This is a genomic window from Coprococcus sp. TM115-187, from assembly GCF_027679115.1.
Taxonomy (GTDB): domain Bacteria; phylum Bacillota; class Clostridia; order Lachnospirales; family Lachnospiraceae; genus Allocoprococcus; species Allocoprococcus comes.
Map to the genome: position 1 here is coordinate 167,335 of NZ_JAQEKS010000005.1, position 11,369 is coordinate 178,703.

The window sequence follows — 11,369 nt, forward strand, 5'->3', positions numbered from 1 at the left end:
AGTGTCTTATAAACAATCTAACATCTCAACAAAGAACAGAACCATCGGATTGAGACACTTTTACATAGTATATGATATCGGTTTTCAGAGTCTTAAGCACTCCCCATATGGGTAGTAAAATGCTATTTTTAAAATCCATTTATAATCAGATTTTTCTTTGTAACAGCTACCGCCAATTTCGTTTTGGAATCAAAATTCGTTTTCTGCAACATATTTTTGATATGCCATTTTACAGTTTCCGGTGATATACACAAGCTCTCTGCAATTTTTTTATAGGATTCTCCTTCCACCACTAATCGCAGAACTGCTAATTCTCCAGGTGTAAAATCACAGCTTTTCGCCGTTCCGATCATCACAACCGGCGGAGCATCCGGATACACGTTCTCCCCTTTCATCGTACGATCCATAACCTCCAACAGTTCTTCTTTACCGGCATCTTTATACCAAAAACTTTCTACTCCCGCTTTGCGCGCCCTGTCAATAAAACTGCACTCTACTAAAGAAGTCACGATAATTACTTTTATCTGGGACATTGTCTTTTTAATCTTCTCCGCTGCCACAAGACCACTCTCATCATTCTCCGTACAGACATCCATCAAAACAAGTTCACACCTGCTCTGTCTGCATACATTTTCTGCCATAGCTGCGTTTGTGATAGAAGCCGCCAGACAATATCTCCCACTGGACTGAATATAATTTTCCATATCTTCCCGAGCCATGCGCTGGTCTTCCACGATTAGTACCCGTATCATCTCCGCACCTCCTTTGGTATCTTAACGGTTATTGAAAATTTTGACTCCGCACAAATTCTCAATGTACCTCCACATTGCTCCACCCTTTTTCGTATACCGGATAATCCTCCTCCTTCTTTGACATCCTTCTCCGTTGTTTGTCCATTATCTGTAATCACCATAATCCATTCTTGTTCCCCACTACTGCATTTTACATACAGTTCGCTTGCCCCTGCATGGCGGACACAGTTGGAAAGTGCCTCCAAAAGTATTATATCCATCAGTTCGAAAATATGAGATTCCCAGACTTGTTCTCCTGTATAAATGATTTTCACACCCAAAATCTCCGCTCTTTCCTGCACCTGCCTATGCAGTTGTTCGCCTTTCACAGACTCGTTATCTTTATTCAGCAAGTCTAATGTCTGCTTCCATTGCGAAAGGAAAACATCCCGGTCTGCTTCCGATTCGCGCAGCAACATCCGCTGTGCCGCCAGGACGCTATATCCCAGATTATCATGCACTCTCATTTTCATAGATAACATTTCTTCTTCTCTGGTCAGCGTTATTACATTCTTAGAAAGTTCTTTCATAGCCACAGACATTTCCTGAAGTTTCTGATTTTCTTCCTTCAGCAACACTTTGTTCCGATATAATTCCGACACTTCAGAAGCAAGAACTTGAAAAAAATGATCTCCGGCTGTCGTAATAATCTCTTTCTCTGAAAATTTCCACACACTTCCATCTGCAAAGCAGTATACTTTCAAATCAACATCATAAAATACATTCTCTTTCAGAGGATGTCCCAGTGCTTCCTCCAGTTCTGTAATATTCTGTATATCTCTTCCCGCCAGATTCTGGCAAATTTGATACATTTTTCGATTCATCAGTTTAGGCATTCCGTTCCCATCAAAAAAAACAATTCCACTCGGCAAATTGTCCAGACTTTCCTGAACTGCATTTTCCCTCAGGCAGCTCTTGCGGTACTTATAAATTCCAAAAATCTTCAATCCCACATATAAAAAAACACCAATTCCTATAACAATTAAAATCACATACGGTATTTTAAATAATATCATGGAATCCTCTTCGTAAAACGCCCGTTGCCACACACACAAGACAGCTGTTATAAGGAAAATAACTATAAGCAATACACTGTCCAGTAGCAACATCTTTCTTTGTCTTTTTCCTGTTCCTTCATAAATAACCAGAATCATACACAGCAAAGTCAAAAAAATAAAAAAACAAACAATCGTAATCTGATACTCCGGTGAACAGTTTTCAAATGTTTTTATCATTTGCCGCTACCTCCTCCCAGAATCAGAGAAAGCAGCCATGATCCGTCAAAATCCTGCTCCGCATAAGCTCCATATCGTCTTGCAATTTCCTGCAGATCTGTTTTGCATTCCACACTCATAGACATGATGATCCGCGCCTCTCTGCGTTTCAGATTTACATTAAATGCCGACAGATCTTCCAAAGATTCCTCTATGACTGCTTCAAAAAAATCATAAATCTGCATAGCATCTTCACTTCGTATTTCTTCTAATGCGGTGGAAAAACCTGCCTCAACATGATTCCATTCCAGATTCTTTATCGTTTCCCTGAAACATAACTCCAACTCTCTTATCGGAAATTTTACTGTCTGCTCCGCAATAAAAATAAGATTACTACGCCTTTTTATATAGGCTCCGATCACAACTATCTTCCCTAATATTTTTTCCCTTTTGTTCTCATCTTCTTCCATAGAATATGCTTCAATGAATTCCGTCAAAAGTTTACTCTGCCTTGCCGTCTGTTTCTGTATTTTATCATACAGCTGATTCTTCACAGAAAGTTTTCCTACTTCTCTTTTTGTTCTCAGATTTTCTTCCTCAATCAGATTCGCATCTTTTAATTCTTCCTTCCGATCTTCAAGCTCTCTTACGATTTCCTGTAATTCTGACAGGTTTTCCTTCCACAACACATAGCCTCCCAAAATTGGTTTTCCCGACAGCCTGATCCCATTTTCTAACATGATCGGGCATTGAACTACCTGCCTTACGATTTCCGGTGCAATACATTCCGAATCCTGAGATTGATAAATGCATTTTCCACTCTGATCTGTAATCTGTGCTGAAATTGTAGATGCTGCAAATAATTGTGCGTATCCTGTATTGGAAGGGATCAATCCGCACTGGATGCAGCTTTCAATGATCAAAGCAAACAGAAGGCATAATGCAGCTGTCATATCGCTTGAAAATATTTTCCAGAAGGGCAGATTCAGATAATAGGCGATGCCATAGACAACCGACAGACCATAAGCACCAAAAGGCATCCAAAGCATTTTCCTGTTTTTAATTTTTCTACACCTTAATAAAATAATCAAGAGTGCTGCCAGCAGACATCCAAGATCCCAGGCAACTATAGCATAATACATTGCTCCATATCCATAGACTCCTACTTCATAGGAAGCTGCTTCCCCCAGTCTTCCCTCCGGGAAAGTAAAAACTAACTGGTGCAGATCATTTGTTAATACAATCCCTATCAAAAACAATGCCGGAAAAAACAGCAGACACCGTCTTTCCGGTAATTTATAATTCTCCGGCTGCCGTATATAAAATGCCAGATAAAGACTGACCGTAGGGAGTAACAGCATAGGAATATAATAAAGATACCAGGCGTAGCGCAGTGCTGTCGGCATCTCATACGGTATTTCAAATTTACACATACGAACGAGCATCCAAAAAACCATCATCATTGCAATCATTATTAAACAACGACGGGGTTCCTTTTGGATAATTCTCTTTTGAAAAGAAATCGCCCATACCAGATAAAGTCCTATATAAATAAAAGGCCTTAAAAGGTGACAAATAGATTGCAGATAAGGATTGGTAAAGGACACATAATGAAGCAGAACTGCCACACCTACGCATAGTGCTACACTTCCGACGTATACTGTAAATTTCTTTTTATCTGACACTGTGCGTACTCCTTCCTGTTACATTTTGCACTATATCTTGTTTGCAGTATATCATAATCTACATTCCAAATTATATCTTTTATTTTTTGGTGTATGTACAAAACTCGACTTTGCCATTGCAGCTATATCTCCAACTCCATTTTTTAATGCAATGCTTTGGTCGGACAGACCTTCGTACATTCATAACAGAGTATGCACTCCGTTCCTCTCTTTCGTTTGCGGGATTCCTTATTGACCTCCACATTCATTGGGCAGACACGCAGACATTTTCCACAATGAACACATTTGCTTTCATCGCAGTGAACAAGCAGGATTGAAAAACAGTGGACCGAATATCTTCGCGACTGCGTAGTGGATTGTTGCCGCCTCAAAAACACCAAGAAAATGTCGGGCATAGCGTTTTCCTGCAGTAAAAAGTGCTGTTCCCAACGCAAGGCATCCTCCAATGTAGCTGAAATTCAACAGATAAAACAAGTTTCCTTTAGCCTTCCACAACGTGATTGCCACTGTCTCAAATAACAAAAATAATAGAAGTGACGCTATATATTTGCGAAGCACATTATTCTTTCTCATCATTATCCTCTTGCTCCTCTGATTTCTTATTTTTTCTCAGCACATCAATTGCAGGGCCGATGCTAACACCCATCATAACCCCCAGACACATTCCAAGACCAATATCATCTATTAGAAACCTAATAACTATACCTAAGCTTAGTCCGATAGCAATCCAGTAAAATATCATGTTCTTTTGCAGTAAGAGGTAAAATCTTATCTTGCCATATATCCTGTGCATTAGCTAAATCAATTTTACATTAGCATTATTTATTCCCTATTTTCCCTACATTCATTTATTCTTTGTATTATCAATTATATCTTTGAAAGAAGAAATCATATCTACCATCTTACTCATCTTTTTTGCTTTTTTTCTTGCTATTCTTCTAGAGTCTCCAGATATTATTGAAAAATAATATGTAAATTCTTCAGAAATTTTCTTGATTACCAACCCAATAAAAGCCACTATCAAAGGTCCTATAATATACGGACCAATTATAATAAATGACTGATACATACCATTCATAAATGATTTATACATCAGTTCTCCAATATTCACCATATTCTAATTACCTCCCTTATTATCAAAATTTATTACCTGTAAATACTTTTCTATCAATTTCGGCTGTATCAACGGATATGTCCAATTCTCAGGCAAATCATCCATAAGCACAACTTTCTCCATTTCGCTATGTAATTCTTTCGCAAACTCTGTTATCTCTGCAAAACAAAGCAGTCCAAATGTTTCTTCACCAGTATCATTTACTCTAGTCTTACCTGTCACCGAATATACGCATATTGGTTTTATCTCAAATTTGATAGCCCCAGTCTCTTCCTGCAACTCCCTTTTAGCTGTTTCAAAAATATCCTCCCCAGCTTCTCTATGCCCTCCCGGCACTTCATATGTATCTCTTTCTTTATGCTTGCAAAACACCCACTTGCCGTTACTCTGTGAGATAATCACTGCAAATTTCAATAGTTCATCATTAACTGTATCATAAAACTTTACTTCCATCACTTTTCCCCTTCCCATTCCAGCATAAACTCATTCAGAAATTCCTGCATTACAACCTGTCTATGTTCTGCCAGTTTCTTTCCCTCAGTCGTATTCATCATGTCTTTTAACAAGAGCAACTTTTCATAGAAATGATTGATGCTTGTAGAATCTTGATTATTCCGATACTCTTCTTTGTTCATTCCCATTTTAGGTTTTATTTTCGGATCATAAATCTTTCTTCCCCTACTACCACCATATGCAAGTGTTCTGGCAATTCCAATAGCTCCTATAGCATCAAGTCTGTCTGCATCCTGCACACATTTTCCTTCTATGGTATCAGGTACGACTGAATCAGCTCCTGCAAATGAAACTTCATCTATAATTTTGCATACCGCCTCTATCCTTTTACCATCTATTTTGTTAATTGTCATAAAATCAACTGCATTTTTCTTGGTAGCATAAGTGTCCGGAGAAAGCTTAATATCGTCCACATCATGTAACAGAGCCGCCAACTGCACTATTTTAACATCTGCATTTTCCTGTTTTGCGATTTTAGTAGCCAGTTTATATACTCGTATTGTATGATAATAGTCATGACCACTACTGTCTCCCGAAAATATACTTTTTATAAATCTCTTTTCATTATCTGTCATCTTTTCTCCTAATCAACCTAGCAAAGCAATATATTGATTTACGAAAGTCATTACTCCACCCACAAATAGAGCCAAACTAGAGCCATTTGATAAAACAAATGCCGGAAACCCGCATAAATACAGGCTTTCGGCATTTTAATCCGTTATTCAAACTCGCAAATAAAATCTTATCACTATACACTTTTGTATAGTGATTATGGTTCTATTTGGTTTTATATGTGTTCTACTATCCTACATCCATAGGCTGTACTGAACGGTGTTATCAATTTGTTATCATTATTGTGTTATCAAAAACGTTTCTTTCATTAAGCAGCTAAACTATTTAGTTCTGCTTTAACAGCTAACATATCTTGTTTCAAAACAATAAAGCTCTTTAAACAACCATCTGATGTTTGATTACTTTGATCTGAAATGTATTGTAGCTTGTAAATAATCCCATTGCACAATTCTAATAAATGATTATTATTTTCCATCTTAGCATATTTGACTGTATGATTTAATGATCTTTCAAGTTTTGTTCTAAATAAATATGGAGAAGCATTTTCTAACGTCAAAATATTATCCCATTCTTTACATATTTTTTTCATCATAATTTTTACACCTACCCTTCGCAACCTTTAATAAATCATTTTCTATTTCAATCCATTTTTTCAGTTGTTCTACTTTTCCTTTTGGTACACATTCTATTTTGTTTGTATGATAAAGCCGATATTGATATAACTCCTTATATTCTTTTAAATTAATATTTATTTTGTATTTAGAAAAGCAATACATCACCGCTGAGTTTCTTCCAAAATCCAATCGTTCATCTAAATATGAAATGGCAATACATGTATTTCTAACTAAAGAAGCTAATACTGCTAACTCATATTCAACACATATATATTCATCATTCAATTCACATTTTATATCTGATAATATTTCTGAATATTCTTCTAAATCATTCTCAGTATTATTATATCTCGGTAAAGTTAAAAGTAATGAAGGCATCTCATTACTTCTACTATAAATTATTTTCCCCTCCTTTTTTATATGCCATAAAAAATAAGAACCAGACTCGTACATTCTTAAAATTTTGCTATGTCTATATAAAGATATCCAAGAAACCGGAATATTTAAATAATTAGAAAATTTATTTTTCCAATCAATATATTCATCTTCAGTGCAATCATCAATGACAATTAAAATATCTATATCACTATACTCGTCTTCATCTCCTCGTGCGACTGACCCAAACAAATATATTTCTTCAACATTTTTTTCATCTTTTACCTTAGAAATACTATCTAATAAGCTTTTATTCAACTCTACCCTCTCCTATTAATATATCTAAACAATGCAGCAACAAAAAAGCCCATTAGTACAATTCCTATTCCACCTTCCATTACCGATAACACTTTATACAAGAATACATCTGGGGTATATTCACAAGTTACGGTAAAAAAATTACTCAAACTCATATAGCCAGCAATTCCCCATGTCATCTGCACTCCCTTTGAAACCTCTTCGATTCCATAATAATACCCTAACATAAAAATAAGAAGTACAATTATAACATTAAATATAAGTCTTATTAATTTTTCTCCATATCCCCATAGTATTTTATTTGCCTTGCTTAATATGTAATTGCCTAATCCAGATAACTGATCTATTGCATTATATTTTCTATAATATTTGTCACTGCCTTTATGCCAGAATTTTTTCCAATAATATTCTTCACTCGCTTCCTTTTCTTCAAAATAATATTTTCTATATTCATCTTCGTGACCTAATTTCAAACATTCTAAAGATAAATTCTTACATAATTCCCATCTTATATTTGGTCGTTTTGAAAGAGATTGTAATAAATCATTATATTTAATAAAACACCCTTCAAATTTGCAATAATCAAATGTACAATTAACTAAAGTAATTTCATCAAAATTACAATTAATAAAGATAGTTGTTGTAAAATTCACTCCATCAAAATACGCTTTTTTAAAATAGCAATCTATAAATACATTAAAACGTAAATCATCATTTGAAAATTTTGATCCACGAAATCCCACTTTAGCAAAAGTACTATTATTAATTATAAAATTTTCACTAATCCACTTTTCATCAATTCTTTCATTAGCTATTATGATATTTTCATATTTTTTCTTTTGATTTTGTATATCTTCAAATTTAATACATTGACGATTTTCGAAATATTGTTGCATCTTTCGATTCTCCCACTTTAATACATGTCATCTACAATATTCACAATTATTTATAATAAAGTACTTCCATTCTTTATCACAACCAAATTATATTCAATCAAAGATTCTCGTAATATCCTGATATCGGTTAACTACACGATAAATCTCTACATATTCGTTAGCGACCTTATAGATAATCACATAATCTTCCCATATCGCATATTTATAATCTGTCCGAAAGCTGACTCTTTTAAAAAGATCGGATCCCATTCCCGGAAACATCTGAAGATTTTCAAATTTACCGTAGATTTCCTTTATGGTCTTTGCTGCATATTCTTCATTATCCTCAGCAATGTAATCCCGAATATTTTTCAAATCCTTTACAACAATCGGATTGATCCGCAGTTTTAACATCTTATTCCCCCACAAGCGCTTTCAGTTCATCCAGATCCAACCAGCCTTCTCCGTCTTTCACTGCTTCTTCAGCTTCCTGCAACTTCAGCAGAAGCTTTTTCTCTGCACGATCACGCTCATAATCTTCAATATCCACGACAACAAAACGTCCTCTGCCATTCTTGGTCAGATATACCGGTTCTCCTTTGTGACAGTTTTTCAGGACTTCGTTATAATTTCTCAAATCAGATACTGGTAAAATATTTGCCATATTCTTTCAGCTCCTTCCTTTGATTTCAAATTGTTTCTTCTACTTTTATTATACACGAAAAGCTGTAAAATTCAACGTAGATTTTTACAGCTCTTATCATTTCTATATATTTTTATCACAATCTATTTCAAATATTGAGCAAAAATCGCCTCCAGTTCTTTATTCCCTTTCAAAAATTCATACTCTTCTTTATTTTCAATTTCTGTAGCTAATGCACGAACAAAATTATTTCCGACTCCTGAAAAAGATTTTCCCTGTACTGTATCCGCATATCTGTAATATAAAGGTGATTCCACCATCTTCCATGGCTTCTGTGACTCCATCAACACTTCTTTTATCAACTGAATACATTTTTCTACATCCTTTCGATACCCGGCAATCAATAGATGTGGTACTACTTTACCGTAATCCCACAGACCAAACAACGACACCATATGTTCTGTGATTTCGGCAATCTCCTCTGCTTTACAATGATTTCCGGTTTCTTCTTCCATTTCTATCAACTTATACAGATAGTTTTGTATATTCGTAACTGTCTGCATCAGTTTTCCCTCTAAAAAGAACGCTGCAATATCTGTCCCTTCCTGGTGTGCTAGTACATTCGTTTTCATAATTGTGGCATCTATCACAGTATCTGGAATTTTATCCAAAAAGATATTTGCTTCTTTATATTTTTCCATTTGTATATATTTCGCTGCAAGCATAAAAATACTGGAAATCCTTACCTTTTCATTTGGACTTTCAGCAGTTCGTTCCAGCCATTCAACAATCACATTATTGCATTCCAACTTTTTCTCATCATCGACATCGGATAAAGTTAACGCCGCATTTAAAACAGTAGCAATTGAATAAATCAACGAATCACAATGAGGATATTCCTTTATTTTATTTTTTCCCATCTCAAAAGCTTTTATAAAGCTATCCAATGAAACTTCCGAAAGCTCATTCACAAATTGTCCAATCTCTTTTTCTGTCAATTCTTCACGAAATGAAAATAGTTCATTCATATCAATTTTTAATAATCGAGCAATTGCCGGAAGTAATGATATATCTGGATATGTGTTTCCTTTTTCCCATTTATTTACCGCAGGAGTAGAAACGTCCAAATAATCCGCCACCTGTTCTTGTGTTAATCCCGCAGTTTTCCGATAGTTTTTTATCTTCTCACCAATTTGCATTGTTCCTACCTCCTGTTTATATTCTCATTATAGTATTTCTAATATGTGTTTACAATTGAGCCTTCGTTTAATTATGGCTTCGATTTCTTAACTACCGGTTAAAATCTGCGAGAAAAATGCTCTATTTTATAATTCTACAAATCAAAATATTCTTAAATTTAATTAATTCAAGAATACGTGCATCAGTACTCCAATTAAGAAGCAAATCATCGCTGTAACACCCGCACTGATAATAACCTTTAATATATTTTGATAAGGACGTTTTCCCACTTCAACTGCCTTATGAAGTTCATCCAATTTTTTTCCCTCCGTAAATGCAACAATTTCCTTATAGGTTTGTATATCATTTTTCTTTTTTAGTTTTTCAACCTTTAACGCCCAGTACATTGTAATAATAAATAAAATCCCAAACGGAATATACGCATACCTTCCGAGCCACATAAACAAAGGTACTGCCGATATAATCAACACGGCCAAATGAACTGTATAGATGGAACCATAATAATTAAACTTTTTAATTTCTTGCTCGCTAATAATTTCTTTCATTTTCTCTATATCTCCTTTAATTAATTGATCGAGAGATACATTAAACAATGAACTAAGAAGTAACAAGCTATGAATATCAGGATAACTCTTTTCGTTTTCCCAATTAGAAATTGTCTGTCTTGTTACATATACCTTTTCTGCCAATTCCTCCTGTGATAGATGAAGCTCTGTTCGGTATTTTTTTATCTGTATACTCAGCTCCATATAATTTCCTCCCTTCGCAAGTAATTTGTTCTCTTGATCTGAGCCAAGAATAATCATTTTTTCATTATCTGTCTATCAAAGATATTTTACTTAACGGAAAACACAATGTCAAAAGAGTTTTACACTACAAAACTCATACCTTTTCAGCAATTTTTATTTTCATCTTTGTAAAGAGCAGCCTTTCGACTACCCTTTCGACTCACATATATACCCTCTCTTTCAAGAACTGTTTCCGCAGCATTCCATATTTACCATAGGTCGGTTCTTCCTCATTCACTGCCAGATCCGGCAGGTAATAATCTCCATGCAGTGTATAGCTTAATCCATTACTTTCATCATAAATGTGCTTTTTCATTGTCTTATCTCTCCATTCCTCTGTTTTTTGTTTTATTTTTCTTACGCTGTTGATTCTCCATCTCACTTTTTCGGGCACCCCAGGCCAGTCTTTCGTGAATACTTCCTTGAGGCATTTGCTCCATTTGTCTTTTGCGTTGTGGAAGAACGGGAAAACCGACAGGAACAGCGTACACAGAAACGTAACCTGCACAGGGAAAATATCTCACAGAAAAAGCAGGAATTACAGAAAGCACAGGAAGCAAGGCAGACAGTTCATGCGAATGGATCAGCGACAGCCGGAGCTACCAGAAGCCATGAACGCCCTGTTGCCACACCTGTTCCAAAACCTGCACCGACCGATACAGTTAC

16 protein-coding genes and 1 pseudogene are annotated in these 11,369 nt (G+C 35.4%); 1 reads left to right on the forward strand and 16 read right to left on the reverse strand.

Annotated features, from left to right (window positions below):
* Positions 1-128: 128 nt before the first annotated feature.
* The 16 genes and pseudogenes from PGW42_RS05940 to PGW42_RS06010 all read right to left on the reverse strand — a co-directional run.
* Positions 129-752 carry a response regulator transcription factor gene (locus tag PGW42_RS05940; RefSeq protein ID WP_270203507.1) on the reverse strand — a complete coding sequence of 208 codons (624 nt, stop codon included), beginning with the start codon at positions 750-752 and terminating at the stop codon, positions 129-131.
* Positions 749-2,026, reverse strand: coding sequence for a sensor histidine kinase (locus PGW42_RS05945; protein WP_270203508.1), 1,278 nt, complete (start codon positions 2,024-2,026; stop codon positions 749-751). The genes PGW42_RS05940 and PGW42_RS05945 overlap by 4 nt, the downstream gene beginning before the upstream one ends.
* Entirely contained in the window at positions 2,023-3,690 is a 1,668-nt protein-coding gene (locus tag PGW42_RS05950) for a histidine kinase N-terminal 7TM domain-containing protein (protein ID WP_330676999.1), read from the reverse strand. The genes PGW42_RS05945 and PGW42_RS05950 overlap by 4 nt, the downstream gene beginning before the upstream one ends.
* A 143-nt stretch (positions 3,691-3,833) precedes the next feature.
* Positions 3,834-4,085 carry a 4Fe-4S binding protein gene (locus PGW42_RS16255; RefSeq protein ID WP_442872432.1) on the reverse strand — a complete coding sequence of 84 codons (252 nt, stop codon included), beginning with the start codon at positions 4,083-4,085 and terminating at the stop codon, positions 3,834-3,836.
* The gene (locus PGW42_RS05955; RefSeq protein WP_330376259.1) at positions 3,982-4,266 is read right to left on the reverse strand and encodes a hypothetical protein; all 285 of its coding nucleotides are present in this window, start codon (positions 4,264-4,266) and stop codon (positions 3,982-3,984) included. The genes PGW42_RS16255 and PGW42_RS05955 overlap by 104 nt, the downstream gene beginning before the upstream one ends.
* A 268-nt stretch (positions 4,267-4,534) precedes the next feature.
* Positions 4,535-4,804 carry a hypothetical protein gene (locus PGW42_RS05960; RefSeq protein ID WP_270203509.1) on the reverse strand — a complete coding sequence of 90 codons (270 nt, stop codon included), beginning with the start codon at positions 4,802-4,804 and terminating at the stop codon, positions 4,535-4,537.
* 3 nt (positions 4,805-4,807) lie between these two features.
* Complete coding sequence (locus PGW42_RS05965; protein WP_270203510.1) at positions 4,808-5,257, reverse strand: NUDIX hydrolase; 450 nt, start codon at positions 5,255-5,257, stop codon at positions 4,808-4,810.
* Positions 5,257-5,892, reverse strand: a complete 636-nt coding sequence (locus tag PGW42_RS05970; RefSeq protein ID WP_270203511.1) for an HD domain-containing protein — start codon at positions 5,890-5,892, stop codon at positions 5,257-5,259. Before PGW42_RS05970 ends, PGW42_RS05965 begins: the two co-directional genes overlap by 1 nt.
* Before the next feature lie 305 nt (positions 5,893-6,197).
* Positions 6,198-6,482 carry a hypothetical protein gene (locus PGW42_RS05975; RefSeq protein WP_118699367.1) on the reverse strand — a complete coding sequence of 95 codons (285 nt, stop codon included), beginning with the start codon at positions 6,480-6,482 and terminating at the stop codon, positions 6,198-6,200.
* The gene (locus PGW42_RS05980) at positions 6,463-7,197 is read right to left on the reverse strand and encodes a nucleotidyltransferase domain-containing protein (protein ID WP_118699366.1); all 735 of its coding nucleotides are present in this window, start codon (positions 7,195-7,197) and stop codon (positions 6,463-6,465) included. The genes PGW42_RS05975 and PGW42_RS05980 overlap by 20 nt, the downstream gene beginning before the upstream one ends.
* A 2-nt stretch (positions 7,198-7,199) precedes the next feature.
* Positions 7,200-8,093, reverse strand: a complete 894-nt coding sequence (locus PGW42_RS05985; RefSeq protein ID WP_118699365.1) for a pentapeptide repeat-containing protein — start codon at positions 8,091-8,093, stop codon at positions 7,200-7,202.
* Positions 8,094-8,186: 93 nt separating this feature from the next.
* On the reverse strand, positions 8,187-8,486 hold the full coding sequence (locus PGW42_RS05990; protein WP_270203512.1) for a type II toxin-antitoxin system RelE/ParE family toxin: 300 nt from the start codon (positions 8,484-8,486) through the stop codon (positions 8,187-8,189).
* Position 8,487: 1 nt separating this feature from the next.
* A complete protein-coding gene (locus tag PGW42_RS05995) occupies positions 8,488-8,736 on the reverse strand; it encodes a type II toxin-antitoxin system prevent-host-death family antitoxin (RefSeq protein ID WP_270203513.1) in 249 nt (82 codons plus the stop codon).
* A gap of 122 nt (positions 8,737-8,858) precedes the next feature.
* Positions 8,859-9,914 (reverse strand): helix-turn-helix domain-containing protein, encoded by a 1,056-nt coding sequence (locus tag PGW42_RS06000; RefSeq protein WP_270203514.1) that lies wholly within the window; start codon positions 9,912-9,914, stop codon positions 8,859-8,861.
* 162 nt (positions 9,915-10,076) lie between these two features.
* Positions 10,077-10,664, reverse strand: coding sequence for a helix-turn-helix transcriptional regulator (locus tag PGW42_RS06005; RefSeq protein ID WP_040015510.1), 588 nt, complete (start codon positions 10,662-10,664; stop codon positions 10,077-10,079).
* Positions 10,665-10,878: 214 nt separating this feature from the next.
* A pseudogene (locus PGW42_RS06010) lies at positions 10,879-11,019 on the reverse strand (TnpV protein); the annotation flags it as partial.
* A 138-nt stretch (positions 11,020-11,157) separates the two neighbouring features.
* On the opposite strand from PGW42_RS06010, the gene PGW42_RS06015 reads away from it, so the two are divergent.
* On the forward strand, positions 11,158-11,369 hold a 212-nt coding region (locus PGW42_RS06015; protein ID WP_330677001.1), incomplete at its 3' end, for a hypothetical protein.